18 protein-coding genes and 1 riboswitch are annotated in these 17,554 nt (G+C 69.5%); of the genes, 5 read left to right on the top strand and 13 right to left on the bottom strand.

All coding sequences use genetic code 11. From position 1 onward, the window contains the following. Nucleotides 1-24: 24 nt before the first annotated feature. Nucleotides 25-303: riboswitch (cobalamin riboswitch) on the bottom strand. A 46-nt stretch (nucleotides 304-349) separates the two neighbouring features. Next, nucleotides 350-646, bottom strand: a complete 297-nt coding sequence (locus AC07PU_RS07420; protein WP_281078545.1) for a hypothetical protein — start codon at nucleotides 644-646, stop codon at nucleotides 350-352. Nucleotides 647-900: 254 nt separating this feature from the next. Between AC07PU_RS07420 and AC07PU_RS07425 the strand changes: the two genes are divergently transcribed. Beyond that, entirely contained in the window at nucleotides 901-1,305 is a 405-nt protein-coding gene (locus AC07PU_RS07425) for a hypothetical protein (RefSeq protein ID WP_093342855.1), read from the top strand. Between the two features lie 11 nt (nucleotides 1,306-1,316). On the opposite strand, the gene AC07PU_RS07430 is transcribed toward AC07PU_RS07425, so the two are convergent. Together AC07PU_RS07430 and phbB are read right to left on the bottom strand one after the other, a co-directional pair. Next, a complete protein-coding gene (locus AC07PU_RS07430) occupies nucleotides 1,317-3,059 on the bottom strand; it encodes a cation:proton antiporter domain-containing protein (RefSeq protein WP_093342856.1) in 1,743 nt (580 codons plus the stop codon). Between the two features lie 287 nt (nucleotides 3,060-3,346). Continuing rightward, on the bottom strand, nucleotides 3,347-4,084 hold the full coding sequence (gene phbB / locus AC07PU_RS07435) for an acetoacetyl-CoA reductase (protein WP_093342858.1): 738 nt from the start codon (nucleotides 4,082-4,084) through the stop codon (nucleotides 3,347-3,349). A gap of 206 nt (nucleotides 4,085-4,290) precedes the next feature. Between phbB and AC07PU_RS07440 the strand changes: the two genes are divergently transcribed. Next, the gene (locus AC07PU_RS07440) at nucleotides 4,291-4,824 is read left to right on the top strand and encodes a CinA family protein (protein WP_495316484.1); all 534 of its coding nucleotides are present in this window, start codon (nucleotides 4,291-4,293) and stop codon (nucleotides 4,822-4,824) included. Nucleotides 4,825-4,836: 12 nt separating this feature from the next. Here the strand turns inward: AC07PU_RS07440 and AC07PU_RS07445 are convergent, their stop codons facing one another. The 5 genes from AC07PU_RS07445 to AC07PU_RS07465 are packed head-to-tail and all read right to left on the bottom strand — an operon-like array spanning nucleotide 4,837 to nucleotide 9,885. Beyond that, nucleotides 4,837-5,853 carry a tripartite tricarboxylate transporter substrate-binding protein gene (locus AC07PU_RS07445; RefSeq protein WP_208507527.1) on the bottom strand — a complete coding sequence of 339 codons (1,017 nt, stop codon included), beginning with the start codon at nucleotides 5,851-5,853 and terminating at the stop codon, nucleotides 4,837-4,839. 59 nt (nucleotides 5,854-5,912) lie between these two features. Then, entirely contained in the window at nucleotides 5,913-6,767 is an 855-nt protein-coding gene (locus AC07PU_RS07450) for an HpcH/HpaI aldolase/citrate lyase family protein (protein WP_495316487.1), read from the bottom strand. Continuing rightward, nucleotides 6,764-7,945: a CaiB/BaiF CoA transferase family protein gene (locus tag AC07PU_RS07455; RefSeq protein ID WP_495316489.1), complete on the bottom strand. Its 1,182-nt coding sequence runs from the start codon at nucleotides 7,943-7,945 to the stop codon at nucleotides 6,764-6,766. The genes AC07PU_RS07450 and AC07PU_RS07455 overlap by 4 nt, the downstream gene beginning before the upstream one ends. A 28-nt stretch (nucleotides 7,946-7,973) precedes the next feature. Continuing rightward, a complete protein-coding gene (locus AC07PU_RS07460; protein ID WP_495316491.1) occupies nucleotides 7,974-8,861 on the bottom strand; it encodes an HTD2 family dehydratase in 888 nt (295 codons plus the stop codon). Between the two features lie 19 nt (nucleotides 8,862-8,880). After that, on the bottom strand, nucleotides 8,881-9,885 hold the full coding sequence (locus tag AC07PU_RS07465; protein ID WP_495316493.1) for a tripartite tricarboxylate transporter substrate binding protein: 1,005 nt from the start codon (nucleotides 9,883-9,885) through the stop codon (nucleotides 8,881-8,883). A gap of 147 nt (nucleotides 9,886-10,032) precedes the next feature. Here AC07PU_RS07465 and AC07PU_RS07470 point away from each other — a divergent pair, with 147 nt between their 5' ends. After that, entirely contained in the window at nucleotides 10,033-10,941 is a 909-nt protein-coding gene (locus AC07PU_RS07470; RefSeq protein ID WP_495316495.1) for a LysR family transcriptional regulator, read from the top strand. Nucleotides 10,942-11,128: 187 nt separating this feature from the next. Here the strand turns inward: AC07PU_RS07470 and yghU are convergent, their stop codons facing one another. Beyond that, nucleotides 11,129-12,010 carry a glutathione-dependent disulfide-bond oxidoreductase gene (gene yghU / locus AC07PU_RS07475; protein WP_495316497.1) on the bottom strand — a complete coding sequence of 294 codons (882 nt, stop codon included), beginning with the start codon at nucleotides 12,008-12,010 and terminating at the stop codon, nucleotides 11,129-11,131. 28 nt (nucleotides 12,011-12,038) lie between these two features. Here yghU and AC07PU_RS07480 point away from each other — a divergent pair, with 28 nt between their 5' ends. Next, nucleotides 12,039-12,671 carry a glutathione binding-like protein gene (locus AC07PU_RS07480; RefSeq protein WP_495316499.1) on the top strand — a complete coding sequence of 211 codons (633 nt, stop codon included), beginning with the start codon at nucleotides 12,039-12,041 and terminating at the stop codon, nucleotides 12,669-12,671. A gap of 25 nt (nucleotides 12,672-12,696) precedes the next feature. Here the strand turns inward: AC07PU_RS07480 and AC07PU_RS07485 are convergent, their stop codons facing one another. Continuing rightward, nucleotides 12,697-13,875 (bottom strand): acetyl-CoA C-acetyltransferase, encoded by a 1,179-nt coding sequence (locus AC07PU_RS07485; protein ID WP_057596639.1) that lies wholly within the window; start codon nucleotides 13,873-13,875, stop codon nucleotides 12,697-12,699. Between the two features lie 44 nt (nucleotides 13,876-13,919). Next, nucleotides 13,920-15,689, bottom strand: a complete 1,770-nt coding sequence (phaC, locus tag AC07PU_RS07490) for a class I poly(R)-hydroxyalkanoic acid synthase (protein WP_495316502.1) — start codon at nucleotides 15,687-15,689, stop codon at nucleotides 13,920-13,922. A 181-nt stretch (nucleotides 15,690-15,870) separates the two neighbouring features. Between phaC and AC07PU_RS07495 the strand changes: the two genes are divergently transcribed. Then, nucleotides 15,871-16,194 carry a hypothetical protein gene (locus AC07PU_RS07495; protein ID WP_495316504.1) on the top strand — a complete coding sequence of 108 codons (324 nt, stop codon included), beginning with the start codon at nucleotides 15,871-15,873 and terminating at the stop codon, nucleotides 16,192-16,194. Here the strand turns inward: AC07PU_RS07495 and pgeF are convergent. Next, nucleotides 16,126-16,884, bottom strand: a complete 759-nt coding sequence (gene pgeF / locus AC07PU_RS07500; protein WP_495316506.1) for a peptidoglycan editing factor PgeF — start codon at nucleotides 16,882-16,884, stop codon at nucleotides 16,126-16,128. The genes AC07PU_RS07495 and pgeF overlap by 69 nt on opposite strands. Continuing rightward, nucleotides 16,884-17,522, bottom strand: a complete 639-nt coding sequence (gene maiA, locus AC07PU_RS07505) for a maleylacetoacetate isomerase (RefSeq protein ID WP_208509974.1) — start codon at nucleotides 17,520-17,522, stop codon at nucleotides 16,884-16,886. Before maiA ends, pgeF begins: the two co-directional genes overlap by 1 nt. Nucleotides 17,523-17,554 lie beyond the last annotated feature (32 nt).

The raw sequence follows: 17,554 nt of genomic DNA on the forward strand, positions 1-17,554 counted from the left end.
GCCCGGACACGCACTCCCGCAGCGTCCGAGGCGGTGACGAAGGCCGGTATCCGGGCTCGCGGAGCGCAGCGGCGCGCAGTCGAAACTGCAGCGCCGTTGCGGAAGCCCTCGCCTTCCCACGCCTTGGGGGCGCAGTGGCTGCCGATGCTCTGGGGGCATGGCGTGAGGACTTCCAGATCCGCTGACCGTTGCGGGGGCAGCGCAGGAATGGAGGCGTCCGGACGACGCGTCGCACCTGCTTCCCGTTTAACCCCGTGGCCATGGCATGCATGGCTGGCGGGGCACCTTCGAACCGTGGTGCCGGTGCGGTCTTTGTTTTTAGAAGAAAGACTGCACCGAACGGCGGGGATTATAGGGAGCGGGTGCCGCCGGGGACGTCCGGCGTGCGGGTGTCCTGCGGCCGGCCCGGGCCTTCGGTGCCGAACAGCCGGCGCAGCACGCTGACGCCGGCCACCAGCGCATTGGAATAGCTGGAATGCGGCTCGATGGCGGCCTCGAGCGGCAGGTAGGAATGGACCGCGCCCTCGCCCGCGGCATCGTCGACCGCCTCCATCAGCACCCAGTAGAACTCGCCGGGCTCCAGCTCGTGGACGGTCAGCGCGAGGTTGCGGGGCGACGGCGACAGGGTGGCGGGGATGGTGTTCACGCGAAGCTCTGGAAGGTGGGCGTTGGCGAAAGCGGCGCAGCGCCGGAATCGTAGACACGCCCTGTCACAACGCGCGGGCACTTCATCACGTTCACCGCCGGCGAAAACCCTGTGTGCTTCCTGCGGCAGGCGGTGGCCCCGACCGTTCCCAGCTTCCGGGCTTCTCCTACAGGCGGGCGTTGGTGCGCGACCTAAGTTTTGCCCATGGATCAAACACCCGCGGCACGCCGCAAGCCCAGACGACAGGAGGCCCCATGAAGCGATTCACCCTGGATCCCTCGATGCGAGCGACCATCGGCGGCGCGTTCTATCCCACCGGTTACTCGGTGGTGATGTTCGCGAGCGCCGAGGACGCCGAGCGCATCGGCCGCCAGCTCGTCGAGCAAGGCGTGAGCGCGGACGACATCTTCCTGCTGCCGCCCCGGACGGTGCTGGCCGAGATCACGCCCACGGTGGCCGATGCGGACAACCCCCTGCCCTCCGCAGGCACCGAGGGCGCGACGGTGCGTGCCTACACCAAGCTGGCGCGCGAAGGCCACACGGCGCTGCTGGTGCGCACCGAGGAACAGGACGATGCCGAACGCATGATGGAGGTGGTGCGCACGGTGCCGTACTCGATCGCCCAGCGCTATCGCATGCTGGTGATCGAGGACCTCTAACCTGGCGTACGTCAGGCCGGCGCGCCCGGCACGGTGGGCGCGCCATTCGCGCCATGGGGCGCGGGCGGCGCCACGGCGCGGCGCACCACGTCGCGCGCCATCGCCTGGGCCAGCTCGTGCTCGCCGAGGAACACGGTGGCCGAGACCTCGCGCGTGAGCAGATCGGCTTCCGCTTCGTTGTGGCTGCGGATGACGGTCTCGATGCTGGGGTTGAGGGTGCGCGCGGTCTCGATCATCTGCCGCACGTTGAGCGCGGCCGGCGTGGCCACCACCAGCACCCGGGCACGCGCGATGTGGGCCTGGATCAGCACCGCGGGATCGGCCGCGTCGCCGTAGACGGCGGCGCCGCCCTCCTCGCGCAGCTTCTCGACCAGCTCGCGGTTCTGCTCGGCCACCACGTAGGGGATGTCGTGCGCCTTGAGCTCGGCCGCGATGCGGCGCCCGACCCGGCCATAGCCGACCAGCACCACCTGGCGCGAGAGGTAGCGCGCCTCGGTGCTCATCGGCAGCTCGGCCAGCGGATCGTCGCGCGCCTCGAGGCGGCGCGCGAACGAGGAATGGGCATGCAGCCATTTCTGCAGCGGCGCGATCAGGCTGAACCACAGCGGATTGGTGGCGATGGAGATCAGCGCGCCGGCCAGGATCAGGCTCTGGCCCTCGGCGGGCATCAGCCCGAGCGAGACGCCCAGGCCCACGAGGATGAACGAGAACTCGCCGATCTGCGCCAGGCTGGCGCTGACGGTGAGCGCGGTGGCCAGCGGGTAGCGCAGCACCAGCACCAGCGCGGAGGCCGCGAGCGACTTGCCCAGCACGATGACCAGCACCACGGCCAGCACCTGCAGCGGGCGCTCGATCAGCACCGAGGGATCGAACAGCATGCCGACCGAGACGAAGAACAGCACGGCGAAGGCGTCGCGCAGCGGCAGCGATTCCTGGGCGGCGCGGTGGCTGAACTGCGACTCGCGCATCACCATGCCGGCGAAGAAGGCGCCGAGCGCGAAGGAGACGCCGAACAACGCGGCCGAGGCGAAGGCGATGCTGACGGCGGCGGCCACCACGCACAGGGTGAACAGCTCGCGCGAGCCGGTGCGCGCGACCTGCCAGAGGATCCACGGGAACACGCGGCGCCCGACAATCAGCATCAGGGCGACGAAGCCGCCGACCTGCAGCAGCGTCAAGCCCAGGGTCTGCCACAACGGCGAGGCATCGGTGCCGGCGGCGCGGCCGCCGAGGGTTTCGGCGAGCGGGGGCAGCAACACGAGCACCAGCACCATGGCGAGGTCTTCGACCACCAGCCAGCCGACGGCGACGCGGCCGGTGAAGGAATCGAGGATGCCCAGGCTCTCGAGCGCGCGCAGCAGCACGACGGTGCTCGCGACCGACAGCGCCAGCCCGAACACCAGCGCCGCGCCCAGGTTCCAGCCCCACCACAGCGCGAGCCCGCCACCGAGCAGCGTGGCCACGGTGATCTGCGCCAGCGCGCCGGGCAGCGCGATCTTGCGCACGGCCAGCAGGTCGTCGAGCGAGAAATGCAGCCCCACGCCGAACATCAGCAGCATCACGCCGATCTCGGCCAGCTGCGCGGCGATGCCGGCATCGGCCACGAAACCGGGCGTGAAAGGACCGATGATGACGCCGGCCAGCAGGTAGCCGACCAGCGCCGGCAGGCGAAGGCGCGCGGCGAGAAAGCCGAACACCAGGGCCAGGCCGAGGCCGGCGGCGATCGTGTTGATGAGTGAGACGCTGTGGGGCATCGGCCGATTTTGCAGGAACGTGGGGGGATCGTTCATTACACGTATGCAAGGCGGTTGCATTTCTCGGGGTTTGTTTGTTCGGGGCGGTTCGTTCGGGGCGCGTGCACAGGACACCGGGTACTCCCCTCCGCGAATGTCCCCCGGCCTTCGGCCTCCTCCTTGATTTCGCTGCGGGGAGTACCCGGTGCCCTGTGCACGGGAGGCGCTGTGCTCCGGTGGTCCGCTCGGGAAGCTGCGGGCATGAAAAAACCCGCCGAAGCGGGTTTGTGTTTTCTCGCGAAGCTCGCTCAGTGCATGTGCAGGCCGCCGTTGACCGAGAAGTCGGCACCGGTCGAGTAGCCGCCCTCGTCGGTGGCCAGCCACGCGATGATGGAAGCGATCTCACTCGGTTCGCCCAGGCGCTTGACCGGGATCGTGGCGACGATCTTGTCGAGCACTTCCTGGCGGATGGCCTTCACCATGTCGGTGCCGATGTAGCCGGGGCTCACGGTGTTGACCGTCACGCCCTTGCCCGCGAGCTCCTGGGCCAGCGCCATCGTGAAGCCGTGCATGCCGGCCTTGGCCGCCGAGTAGTTGGTCTGGCCCGCCTGGCCCTTGGCGCCGTTGACCGAGCTGATGTTGATGATGCGGCCCCAGCCCTTTTCGACCATGTCGCCCACCACCTGCTTGGTGACGTTGAACATGCTGTTGAGATTGGTCTCGATGACCGCGCTCCAGTCTTCGGGCGTCATCTTGAGGAACATGCGGTCGCGCGTGATGCCGGCGTTGTTGACCAGCACGTCGATGGCGCCGTGCGCCGCCTTCGCGGCCGAGAAGGCCTCGACCGTGGATTGCCAGTCGCCGACATTGCCGACCGAGGCGTGAAACTCGAAGCCCAGGGCTTTCTGTTCGGCCAGCCACTTCGAATAGTCACGGGTGGGACCGCAACCGGCGACGACGCGGAAGCCGTCCTTGTGGAGACGCTGGCAGATGGCTGTTCCGATGCCACCCATGCCTCCAGTGACATATGCAACTTTCTTGCTCATGAGAAATTCCTTGTGTGTACTTGTCGAAAGCCTTTGAACGGCCGCCTTCACTCTAGCGAGTTTCGGACCACCCTCCGTCTCGGGAAAAACACTGACCCGCCGTGTTTATCGGGTGTCACGATGTATTCGCGGTACGGCGTTCCATCCATTCTCCACGCGGGCAGATACGCTCTTGCGTTCGCTTCGTTTCGAAGGAGTTCCAAAGTATGAATGGCGATCTCAGCGTAAGTCCCGAGGCGGCAAACCCTGAGCCGCTCGCGGTGCTCGCCGCGCGCGTCGGCGCGCTGCTGCGCGAGCGCGGCCAGACGGTGGCGGTGGTCGAGTCCTCGGCCGGCGGCCTGGTGTCGGCCGCGCTGCTCGCGATCCCCGGTGCCTCGGCCTACTTCCGTGGCGGCGCGGTGGTGTATTCGCGGCGCGCCGGTCGCGCGCTGCTCGGGCTCACGGCCGAGGACATGACCGGACTGCGCGGCGAGACCGAGCCCTATGCCTTGCTGGTGGCGCAGCGCGTGCGCGACAACCACCATTCGGGCTGGGGCATCGCCGAGAGCGGCGCGGCCGGTCCCTCGGGCAGCCCCTATGGCGATCCACCGGGGCGGGTGTGCCTCGCGGTGGTCGGCGGGCCGGACCCGGTGTCCCGGAGCCGCACCATCGAGACCGGCGGCAACGACCGGCCCGCGAACATGGACCTGTTCGCGCGCCACCTGCTCGCGCTGTTCGAGCAGGTGCTGCGCGCGGGCTGACTACCTCATGCCTTAGTCGGCCTGCACGCCGGCCGCCTTGATCACCTTGCCCCACTTGTCGATCTCGGCCACCAGATGGGTGCGCAGCCCCTCGGGCGTCTGCTTGTCGAGCGGCACGATCTCCGAGCTCAGCTCGGCCAGCCGCTGCTTCACCATGTCGTCCTGCAGGGCCGCGCGCAGCGCGACGTTGAGCTTCTCGAGCACCGCCGGCGGCGTGCCCTTGGGTGCGTAGATGCCGTGCCAGACCTTCACGTCGAAGCCCTTGAGGCCCTGCTCGTCGAGCGTGGGCAGGTTGGGCATGCTCGACAGCCGCTTGGGCGTGGTCACGCCGAACACCTTCACGCGCGTGCCGTCCTTGATCACCGGCGCGGTCTGCGTGGTCTGGTCGCACAGCAGGTCGACCTGCCCGCCCATCAGGTCGTTGAGCGCGGGGCCGGCGCCCTTGTAGGGCACGGTCGTGAGCTGCACGCCGATCTGGTGCGCGAACAGCATGCCGCACAGCTGCGAGACCGCGCCGATGCCGGCATTGGCGAGCGAGACCTTGTCGCGGTTGGCCTTCACGTAGGTCAGCAGCTCCTGGAAGTTGTTGGCCGGGAAGTCCTTGCGCGACAGCAGGGTCATCGGCACGTCCATCACCTGGCCGATGTACTCGAAGTCCTTGAGCGGGTCGTAGTTGAGCTTCTTGTAGAGCGCGGGCGCGGTCGCCATGCCCATGTGGTGGATCAGGATGGTGTTGCCGTTGGGCGCGGCCTTGGCCACGCGCGTCGGCGCGATGGTGCCGCCCGCGCCCACGGTGTTCTCGACCACCACCGTCTGGCCCAGCGACTTGCCCATGGGCACCGCGAGCATGCGCGCCACCACGTCGGTGGGGCCGCCGGCCGAGTACGGCACCACCATCACGATCGGCTTGTCGGGCCAGGCGCCCTGGGCCGAAGCGCTCCAGGGCGCGGCCACGAGGCCGATGGCCAGGGCGGCGGCCGCGGCGAGGCGCAGGGGGCGGCGCTGGCGCGCGGGATTCGATGCATTCATGTCTCTTGTCTCCTTCTTCTTGCCTTGGGTTGATGAACGAATGAATGTCCTGGGAAGGCTCAGGCCTGCGCAGCGAGCGCGAGCAGGCGCTGCGCGAGCCTGACCACCGGCGCGTCGACCATGCGGCCATCGAGGTTCACGACCCCGCCGCCGGCCCGCGCCACGGCCTCGACCACGCGTCGCGCCCAGGCCAGTTCCTCGGCGCCGGGCCCGAGCGCCGCATGCACCGCAGCGACCTGCGCGGGATGGATGCAGAGCTTGGCGCCGAAGCCGCCGCGCCGCGCGCGTGCCGCCTCGGCCGTGAGCCGCTGCGGGTCGCGCCAGTCGGTCGCGATGCCGTCGATGGGCGCGGCCAGGTTGGCGCGGCGCGAGGCCAGCACCAGCGCGAGCCGCACCGGCACCAGCTCGGCTTCCTGCGCGTCGCAGGCCATGCCGAGGTCGGCCTGGAAATCGAGGTGCCCGAAGGCCAGCCGCAGCACCTGGGGCGCGGCGGCGATCGCATCGAGCGCCGCGAGGCCCGCGGCCGATTCGATCAGCGGCACCAGCACGGCTTCGGGGCCCGCGGCCTCGGCCAGCCGTGCCAACTGGTCGGCGCTCTCGGCCTTGGGCAGCACCACGCCCGCGATGGCGCGCGCCGCGGCGAGCCGCGCGACCAGCGCGAGGTCGTCGGCATGCCAGGGCGTGCCCGGCGGGTTGATGCGCAGCAGCAGGCGCGCGCGGTCGGCCGCGGGCAGCGCACCGAAGACTTCGGGCAGGACCTCGCGCGCGGCGGCCTTGCGCTCGGGCGCGACCGCGTCCTCGAGATCGACGATGGCCGCGCCCGCGCCGCTGGCCAGCGCGCGCGCATGGCGCTCGGGCCGGTCGGCCGGCACGAACAGGAAGGTGCGCGCGAGCCCCAGGGCCTGGACGCTCATACGGCCCTGGCCTCGCGCAGCGCCGCGATCTGTTCCTCGCTGCGGCCCAGCGCGCGCAGGATCGCGTCGGTGTGCTCGCCCACGGCGGGGATGGCGTCCATGCGGTAGTCGAAGGCGCTCTGGCGCCCGGCCGGCAGCAGCGCGGGAATGGGCCCGGCCGGCGAGTCCACCTGGCGCCAGCGCTCGCGCGCCTGCAGCTGCGGATGCGCCCAGAGCCCGGCCATGTCGTTCATGCGCGCATTGGCGATCTGGGCGGCGTCGAGGCGCTCGAGCACCTGCGCGGTGCTCAGCGCGCCGAACAGGCCGACGATGATGGCGCGCAGTTCCTTGCGGTGTTCGTTGCGGCGCGCATTGCTGTCGAAGCGCGCGTCGGTGGCGAGCGCGGGCTGCAGCAGCACCTTCTCGCAGAACAGCTTCCACTCGCGCTCGTTCTGCAGGCCGAGCATCACCGTGCCGCCGTCGCCCGCGGGGAACGGGCCATAGGGATAGATGGTGGCGTGCGAGGCGGCGCTGCGCGGCGGCGGCGTCGCGCCCTGGTAGGCGTAGTACATCGGAAAGCCCATCCACTCGGCCAGCGACTCGAGCATCGAGACATCGATGTGCGAGCCCTTGCCGGTCTTGCCGCGCTGGAGCAGCGCGGCCAGGATGCCGGTGTAGGCATACATGCCCGCGGCGATGTCGGCGATGGAGTTGCCCGACTTGCAGGGCTCCTCGGGCGTGCCGGTGACCGAGAGGAAGCCGGCCTCGCTCTGGATCAACAGGTCGTAGGCCTTCTTGTCGCGGTACGGGCCGTCCTCGCCATAGCCCGAGATGTCGCAGACGACGAGCCGCGGATATTTCGCCTGCAGCGCCTGCGCGCCCAGCCCCATGCGTGCCGCGGCGCCCGGTGCGAGGTTCTGCACCAGCACGTCGGCGCCGGCCACCAGTTCCTGCAGCACCTCGAGCGCGGCGGGCTGCTTGAGGTCGAGCGAGATGCTTTCCTTCGAGCGGTTGACCCAGACGAAGTGCGAGGCCTCGCCGGCCACGCGCTGGTCGTAGGCACGCGCGAAGTCGCCCACGCCCGGGCGCTCCACCTTGATGACGCGCGCGCCGAGGTCGGCGAGCTGGCGGGTGCAGAAAGGCGCCGCGATCGCATGTTCGAGCGACACCACCGTGATCCCGTCGAGGGGTCTTGTCATTGCTTGATTTCCCGAGAAAAGAAGAAGCTCAGGCCAACACCGCGGTGGCCTGCATCGTGAGCCAGCCCTCGGCGTCCTCGCCCCAGAGCGCGAAGCTCTTGCCGTCGGCGCCGGGCTTGCCATGCACGCGGAACGGCGCGATGTCGAAGGTGGGCCGCACGGCGCGGAACTCGAAGCGCGCGAGCGGAGCGTCGCCCGTGTGCCGGCGCAGCAGGTCGACCAGCAGGGTCGCGATCAGCGGGCCGTGCACGATCAGGCCCGGATAGCCCTCGACCTCGGTGACGTAGCGCCGGTCGTAGTGGATGCGGTGGCCGTTGAAGGTCAGTGCCGAGTAGCGGAACAGCAGCACGTCGTCGGGCACGATGTCGCGGCTGAAGGTGGCGTCCTTCGGCGCGGCCTTGGGGGGCGGCGCGGCCTCGCCGGGTTGCGGCGCGGCGCGGTAGACGATGTCGTGTTCCTCGGTCAGCGCGAGGCCGCGCGCGTTGTGCACCTCGTGGCGCACCAGCACGAACACCAGTTCGCCGCTGCGGCCGGTCTTGTGCTCGACCGAGACGATGGTCGAGCGCCGCTCCACCGTGTCGCCCACGGCCAGCGGATTGCCGGCCTCCCAGCGCAGCCGGCCGCCGGCCCACATGCGGCGCGGCAGCGGCACCGGCGGCAGGAAACCGCCGCGCTTCGCGTGGCCGTCGGGGCCGATCTCGGACTGGCGGTGGTGCGGCAGGAAATAGAGCCAGTGCCACAGCGCGGGCAGCGGCGTGCCGGCGGTCGGCGCGGGATCGTCGCGGTCGAGCGTGGCCGAGAGCGCGCGCACCGGGCTCGCGACGATCTGGTCGTGCAGGCTTTCGCTGCGGCCCTGCCAGGCCTGCAGGCCGGCGAGCGCGGCGGCGTCGATGGTGGGGGTGTTATCTGGGGTCATCCGTTCTCCTGAATCCGGGTCAATCGACCGAGGCACCCGATTGCCTGACGATGCGCGCCCACTTGCCGAGGTCGTCGTGCAGCAGCGCCGCGAACTGCTCGGGCGAGGTCGGCGGCGCGACCTCCACGCCCTGCTGCTCAAGCTTCTCGCGCAGGTCCTTCGCGGCCAGTGCCTTGTGCATGGTGTCCTGCAGCTTCGCGAGCACCTCGCTCGGCACGCCGGCAGGCGCAAACAGGCCGATCCACAGGGTGCCGTCGTAGCCCGGCACCGCCTCGGCGATGGCAGGCACCTCGGGCAGCGCCGGCGAACGCTTCGCGCCGCTGACGGCCAGCGCGCGCAGCTTGCCGGCCTTGATGTGCGGCAGCGCCGAAGGCAGGCTCGCGAACACGATCGGCAACTGGCCGCCGAGCACGTCGTTGATGGCCGGTGCCACGCCCTTGTAGGGCACGTGCTCGAGCGAGAGGCCGGCCATGCTGTTGAGCATCTCGCCGAGCAGGTGGTTGAGCGTGCCGTTGCCGGCCGAGGCGTACTGGTAGTGCGCGCCCTTCTGCCGCGCGAGCGCCAGCAGCTCGGGCAGGGTCTTGGCGGGGAAGCCGGGGTTGACCAGCAGCACGTTGGGCACGGCGCCGATCAGGCCCACGGGCTTGAAGTCCTTCTCGGGATCGAAGCCGGGGTTGCGATAGAGCGCGGGGTTGATCGCCTGGCTGCTGCTGATGGTCATCAACAGCGTCTGGCCGTCCTTCGGCGCCTTGGCCGCGAGCTGCGTGCCGATGTTGCCGCCCGCGCCCGGGCGGTTGTCGACCACCACGCCGACGCCGAGCAGCTCGCCGAGCTTCTGGCCCACGAGCCGGCCGACGATGTCGTTGGTGCCGCCCGCGGCCTGCGGCACGATCAAGGTGACGGGGCGCGTGGGATAGGTGCTGGCCGCCGGCTGCGCCGAGGCGCCGGCCGACAGCACGGCGATCGATGCCGCCGCGAACCACGAGAAAAGAGAAGAAGAAAGCGCCGTTGCGCGAGAACCCATGCCTGTCTCCGGTGTGTTGTAAGGGCCGCGGTGCTCCCCGGCCATGGCGGCATGGTGCGCCGCGCCTCCACCTCGGCGCAATCTCCGATTTCGGAACCCAGCCTTCGGTTTGGCCGAAGCCTCGCGGTCGACGGCTACCATCGGGCCATGCTCTTCGACCTCACCGACCTGCGCCTGTTCGTGGCCACGGCCGAGCTCGGCAGCCTCACGCGCGCGGCCGACCGGCAGCACCTGTCGCTGGCCGCGGCGAGTGCGCGCATCAAGGCGCTCGAGAACCAGGCCGGCCTGCAGCTCCTGCAGCGCGAGGCACGCGGCGTGCGCCTGCTGCCGCCGGGCGAGGCCTTCCTGCATCACGCGCGGCTGCTGCTGAACCAGACCGACCAGTTGCGCTCCGACCTGCTCGAGTACGGCGGCGGCCTGCGCGGCCACCTGCGCGTGTTCGCCAATACCACGGCCGTGACCGACTTCCTGCCCGAGATCCTGCCGGCCTTCCTCGCCGCCAATCCGCGCATCAACGTCGACCTTCAGGAAAAACCGAACGCTCAGATCCCGCGCGGCGTGCGCGACGGGCGCGCCGACATCGGCATCGTCGCGGGCAGCGTCGACACCCTGGGCCTGGAATCGATCCACTTCAGCACCGACCGGCTGGTGCTCGTGACCTCGCGCCAGCACCGCTTCGCGCACCTGCGCACCATCGCCTTCGCCGAGACGCTCGACGAGGACGCCGTCGGCATGCAGCAGGGCAGCACCTTGCAGGCTTTCCTGGGGCAGGTCACGGACCGCATCGGCAAGCGCCAGAAGCTGCGCATCCAGCTCGGCAGCTTCGACGCCATGTGCCGGATGATCGGCAGCGGCGTGGGCATCGGCGTCGTGCCCGAGTCGGCCGCGCGCCGCAACCAGGAGGGCATGAAGCTCGCGCTGATCGAGCTCAGCGATGCCTGGTGCGTGCGCGAGCGCTACCTGCTGGTGCGCGAGCGCGCGGCGCTGCCGGTGTATGCGCAGGCGCTGGTCGACACGCTGTGCCGCCACTACGCGGCCGATGCGGCCGGCGCCTGAGGGAGGTTTTCCGTGGGACTGCGCCTACTTGCGCGCGACTCCTGAGTTCCGCCGCTTCATCCCCACTTTCTGTGCACAACTTTGGGGACAACTCATGTGGAGCCTTGTAAAACGAATTTAAGTTGTTGTTTTATAAAGGGATTCCACACTTTGCTCAAAAAACGGGCGGTGTACAAGATGAACAGGCTCAGCCCGGGTTGGCGCCGAGCTTGTCCTGCGTGCGGGTCTGGAAGTCGCCCGCGTCGTGGCGCTCGTGCAGCTGGCTCTCGGGCTGGCCCCAGGCGCGGTTGACCATGCGGCCGCGCTGCGCCGCCGGGCGTTGCGCGATCTCGTCGTTCCAGCGCAGCACGTTCCTGTATTCGCTCACCTGCAGGAACTCGCCCGATTCGTAGAGCTGCCCCTTGGCGAGCGCGCCGTACCAGGGCCAGACCGCGATGTCGGCGATGGTGTAGTCGTCGCCCGCGAGGTAGCGGCTCTCGGCCAGCCGGCGATCGAGCACGTCGAGCTGGCGCTTGACCTCCATCGCGAAGCGGTCGATCGCGTATTCGATCTTGGTCGGCGCGTAGGCGTAGAAATGGCCGAAGCCACCGCCCAGATAGGGCGCGCTGCCCATCTGCCAGAACAGCCACGACAGGCATTCGGCGCGTGCGGCGCGCTCGGTCGGCAGGAAGGCATTGCCGAACTTCTCGGCGAGGTACTGCAGGATCGCGCCCGACTCGAACACGCGGATCGGCGTGGCGCCGCCGCGGTCCAACAGTGCGGGAATCTTGGAGTTGGGATTGACGGCCACGAAGCCGCTGCTGAACTGGTCGCCCTCGCTGATGCGGATCAGCCAGGCGTCGTACTCGGCGCCCGCGTGGCCCAGCGCCAGCAGTTCCTCGAGCATCACCGTCACTTTCACGCCATTGGGCGTCGCCAGCGAATAGAGTTGCAGCGGATGCCGTCCCACCGGCAGGTCCTTCTCATGGGTGGCACCCGCGATCGGGCGATTGATGTTCGCGAAGCGGCCGCCGCTTTCCTTGTTCCAGGACCAGACGGTGGGCGGCGTATAGGCGGTCGTGCCATTCATGCAATGAGTTCCAGGAGTTGGACAGACGATGAACATTCTCTATGACTGCGCCACCGCGCCGAGTCCGCGCCGCGCGCGCATCCTGCTGGCCGAGAAGGGCATTGCCCACGAGACGGTGCAGGTCGACCTGGTTCGTGGTGAGCAATTGGGCGAGGCCTATCGCGCCATCAATCCGCAGTGCACGGTGCCCGCGCTGCGCACCGCCGAAGACGGCCTGCTGACCGACAACGCCGCCATCGCGGCCTGGGCCGAGGCGCGCCATCCCGAGCCACCGCTGATGGGCCGCACGCCGGCCGAGAAGGCGGAGGTCGCGAGCTGGAACTGGCGCGTGGAATTCGAAGGCCTGCTGGCGATCGCCGAGACCCTGCGCAACGGCTCGCCGGCCATGGCCGGCCGCGCGCTGCCGGGCCCGGTGAACTACGCGCAGATCCCCGAGCTCGCGCAGCGCGGGCTGGCGCGGGTGCAGCATTTCTTCGAGACCTTGAACGACCGGCTGGCCGGCCGCGAGTTCATCGCGACCGACCGCTTCAGCCTGGCCGACATCACCGCCGTGGTGGCGGTGGATTTCGCGCGCATCGTGCGCGTGAAGCCCGGGGAACAGCACCCCGAGCTGGTGCGCTGGCGCGCGGCGATGGCACAGCGGCCGTCGATGTCGCTCTGAGCGACGACGACGGCGCGCCGAAGGGTCAGCGCTCGATGGTGAGCGCGACGCCCATGCCGCCACCGATGCACAGCGAGGCAATGCCCTTCTTGGCGTTCTGGCGCTGCATCTCGTGCAGCAGCGTCACCAGGATGCGGCAGCCCGACGCACCGATCGGATGGCCGATGGCGATGGCGCCGCCGTTGACGTTGACCTTGTTGATGTCCCAGCCCATTTCCTTGTTCACGGCGCAGGCCTGCGCGGCGAAGGCTTCGTTGATCTCGAGCAGGTCGAGGTCGGCGGCCTTCCAGCCGGCGCGCTGCAGCGCCTTGGTCGAGGCCGGCACCGGGCCCATGCCCATGATCGCGGGGTCGAGGCCGGCGGTGGCGTAGCTGGCGATGCGGCCCAGCGGCTTGAGGCCGAGGGCGGCCGCCTTCTTGGCGGTCATCACGAGCACGGCGGCGGCGCCGTCGTTCAGGCCCGAGGCATTGCCCGCGGTCACGCCGCCGGCCTTGTCGAAGGCGGGACGCAGGCCGGCCAGGCCTTCGGCGCTGGTCTTGCGGTTGATGAACTCGTCCTTGTCGAAGACGACCGGGTCGCCCTTCTTCTGCGGGATGGTGACGGGAACGATCTCGTCCTTGAACTTGCCGGCGTCCTGCGCGGCGGCGGCCTTGGTCTGGCTGGCGAGCGCCAGTTCGTCCTGCGCGGCGCGGTCGATGCCGTACTTCTTGGCCACGTTCTCGGCCGTGATGCCCATGTGGTACTGGTTGTAGACGTCCCACAGGCCGTCGACGATCATGGTGTCGACCAGCTTCCAGTCGCCCATGCGCTGGCCGTTGCGCGAGTTCGGCAGCACGTGCGGCGCGAGGCTCATGCTCTCCTGGCCGCCGGCCACGACGATGTCGCTGTCACCCGTGGCCACGGCCTGGGCCGCGAGCATCACGGCCTTCAGGCCCGAGCCGCAGACGGCGTTGATCGTGAGCGCGGGCGTCTCCTTGGCGCCGCCGCTCTTGAGCCACGCCTGGCGCGCGGGGTTCTGGCCGGCGCCGGCCGCGAGCACCTGGCCCATGATGGCTTCGCCGACCTGCTCGGGCGTGAGGTTGGCACGCGCGATCACTTCCTTGATGACGATGGCGCCCAGTTCGGTGGCCGCGATGCCGGCGAGCGAGCCGCCGAACTTGCCGACGGCGGTGCGCGCGGCCGAAACGATGACGATGTCTTCCATGAGGTTCTCCGTTGAGGTGATTTGAAATTCGGGGGTGCGGGACGTCAGGCGCGGGCTTTGACGTAGCGTCCGGGGGCGGGCTCGATGGCCTGGTAGGCCTTGCCCTTGCCGTAGGTCTTGGGCGCGGGGATCTGCTTGCCCGCGTGGCCCTTGAGCCACTGGGACCAATCGGTCCACCAGCTGCCCGGATGCTCCTGCGCGCCGGCCAGCCATTCGGCCTGCGTCTTCGGCAGCTTGCCGTCGGCGCGGATCCAGTGGCTGCGCTTGTTCTTGGCCGGCGGGTTGATCACGCCCGCGATGTGGCCCGAGGCGCCCATCACGAAGCGCTTCTTGCCCGGCAGGATCTGGGTCGAGGCGTAGGCGCCGCCGATCGGCACGATGTGGTCCTCGCGCGAGCCGTAGACGTAGGCCGGGATGTCGATGCGGCGCAGGTCGATCTTCTCGCCGCAGACCGTCAGCGCGTCGGGCTCGGCCAGCTTGTTCTCGTGGTACGTGTTGCGCAGGTACCAGGCGTAGAACGGGCCCGGCAGGTTGGTCGCGTCGCTGTTCCAGTAGAGCAGGTCGAAGGGCGGCGGGGTCTCGCCCTTGAGGTAGTTGCCCACCACGTAGTTCCAGACCAGGTCGTTGGGACGCAGGAAGCTGAAGGTGGAGGCCAGGTCGCCGCCGGGCAGCAGGCCGCCCTTGCCGAGCTGCATCTCGCGGTACTGCACCATGGGTTCGTCGACGAAGATGTCGAGGATGCCGGTGTCGCTGAAGTCGAGGAAGGTGGTCAGCAAGGTGACCGAGGCGGCCGGCTTCTCGCCGCGCGCGGCCAGCACCGCGAGCGCGGTCGACAGGATGGTGCCGCCGACGCAGAAGCCCAGCGTGTTGATCTGCGGGCTGCCGCTGATCTCCTGCACGCGGTGGATGGCCTCGATCGCGGCCTGCTCGATGTAGTCGTCCCAGGTCGCCTGCGCGAGCGATTCGTCGGGATTGCGCCAGCTCACCACGAACACGCGGTGGCCCTGCTCGTTGGCATAGCGGATCAGCGAGTTCTCGGGCTGCAGGTCGAGGATGTAGAACTTGTTGATGCACGGCGGCACCAGCAGGAACGGGCGCTCGTAGACCTTGGCGGTCAGCGGCTTGTATTCGAGCAGCTGGAAGAACGCGTTCTCGAACACCACCGCGCCCTCGGTGGTGGCGACGTTGCGTCCCACTTCGAAGGCGCTCTCGTCGGTCATGCTCAGGTGGCCCTGGCGCACGTCGTGCAGCAGGTTCTGGATGCCCTTGGCGATGCTCTCGCCCTGGGTCTCGATGGCCTTCTTCTGCGCCTCGGCATTGAATGCCAGTGAGTTGCTCGGCGACGAGGCCGCCATCCACTGCTCGACCGCGAAGCGCAGCCGCGCCTTGGTCTTCTCGTCGGCATCGATGGCCTCGGCCATCTTCAGCAGCGTGCGGCCGTTGAGCAGGTAGATCGCGGCCGAGAAGGCCGACAGCGGGTTGCCGCTCCAGGCCTCGCCGGCGAAGCGCCGGTCGCCCTCGGGCCTGGCCTGGAAGCCCTGGCCCCAGAGCGCGGTGGCCTCGGCGATGTACTGCTGCTGGATGGCCTGCAGCGCCGCGGGATCGATCGAGAACTTGGGCAATTCCGGCATCGCGCCCAAGGAAGGCATGCCGGGCATCTCAGGTATTTGCGGCATCTGCCATAGGGGCTTGCCATTGCCGGTCCAGGCGCCCTGCCCGGTCGGCTGCTGGAAGGACTCCAGCGCCTTGCGCCACCCCTGGGTGAGCGCCTGTTGAAAGGGTTCGAACGCGTCGGCCCCCGTTGCTTTCGTCATGGTGTCTCCTGCTCCTCGCCTGAAATCGATCCGGATGGCTTTGCGTCGTTTGAGTATGCTGCATTCGCAAGACGCTCACAACGCCGCGCCGGCGCGGTCCGGACCCCGGTGGCCGTCATCGCACGGCCGGTGTGGAAACACGCTTTACTTCCTCTTTCGTTCGCCCCGCTCTCCTTTTCCCATGTTCATTCATCTCGTCGTGATCGGCTGGCTCTACGTGGTGCTGATGATGGCGGTGGCCGAGGCCACCAACACCACCGGCACCGTGCTCGGCGCCATCATCACCTTTCTACTGTACGGGCTCGCCCCCGTGACACTGATGGTTTACCTGATGAGCACGCCCGCGCGGCGGCGGGCGCTGAAGGAAAAGGAGCTGGCCGCGCAGGAGGCGGCACGGCGCGCGGCCGCCGAGGAGCTGGCGGCGCGGGCCGGGCATTCAGACCTTCCAGACCAGCGCGGCGAAACGCCCGCTGACCCCGTCGCGCCGGTGCGAAAAGAACCCTGAGGCATTGCGCACGGTGCACCAGGCATCGCCGCCGTCGTTGCCGTGGATCCGCTCGATGCCGAGCGCGCGCAGCCGCTGGCGCGCGAGGGCGGGCAGGTCGGCCAGCCACTTGCCCGGCGCGGCGCCCGGCCGGAAGCAGCCGGCGGCCTCGGGCGCATGGGCCTCGAAGGCGGCCTTGACCTCGGCGCCGACCTCGAAGGCCGACGGGCCGATGCAGGGGCCGAGCCAGGCGATGACATCAGCGCCGGATTGCCCGTCGTCCTCGAAGGCGCGGAAGGCCTGCTCCAGCACGCCGCCCGCGAGCCCGCGCCAGCCCGCATGGGCGGCCGCCACGCGCCGGCCCTCGGTATCGCAGAACAGCACCGGCAGGCAGTCGGCGACCATGATCGTGCAGGCCGCGCCCGGCACCGTGGCGGTGCAGGCATCGGCCGCGGTGCCGTCGGCCACGCCCGGCGCGTCGAGCGACACCACGCCCGTGCCGTGCACCTGCTGCAGGAACACCGGCCGCGCGCCGATCGCCTCGCGCAGCCGCGCGCGGTTGGCCGCGACATGGGCCGGGTCGTCGCCGACGTGGTCGCCGAGGTTGAAGCTGGCATAGCGCCCCTGCGAAACGCCGCCCTCGCGCGTGGTGCAGACGGCGCGCACATGGGCCGGCACCGGCCAGTCGGGCACCAGCCAGGGCTGCGCCATCAGGCCTCCGCGTCGGGCGACTGCGAGGGCTGCGCGCGCTGGAAGGCGTCGAGCTGCATGCAGGCGTCGAAGGCGGCCATGCTGCGCGGCAGGTCGCTGAAGTCGCAGTCGAAGCGGCGGCCGTTGAAGACCTGCGGCACCAGGCAGCAGTCGGCCAGCGTGGGCTTCTCGCCCCAGCAGAAGGTGCTGGCGGGCTGCAGCGCGAGCTGGCGCTCGAAGGCCAGCATGCCGTCGCGCACCCAGTGGCGGTACCAGGCGTTCTTGGCTTCCTCGTCGAGCTTGAGTTCCTTCACGAGGTACTTGAGCACGCGCAGGTTGTTCAGCGGATGGATCTCGCAGGCGATCGACTGCGCCAGCGCGCGCACATGGGCGCGGCCCGCGGGATCGCTGGGCAGCAGCGGCGGCTCGGGATGCACCTCGTCGAGGTACTCCATGATCGCCAGCGACTGCGAGAAGCGTTCGCCCTCGTCCTCCAGCATCGGCACCAGCTTGTCGGCCGAGATCGCCGCGTACGGGCCGGTGCGGTGCTCGCCGCGCGCGATGTGCACGGGGATGTATTCGTAGTCGAGTCCCTTGAGCTCGAGCGCGATGCGCACGCGGAACGAGGAGGAGGAGCGGAAGTAGTTGTGCAGCTTCATGGTCATGGTTTCGAGGATAGCGTCGGTGCGAT

The organism is Variovorax sp. GW821-FHT10D07 (assembly GCF_059415325.1).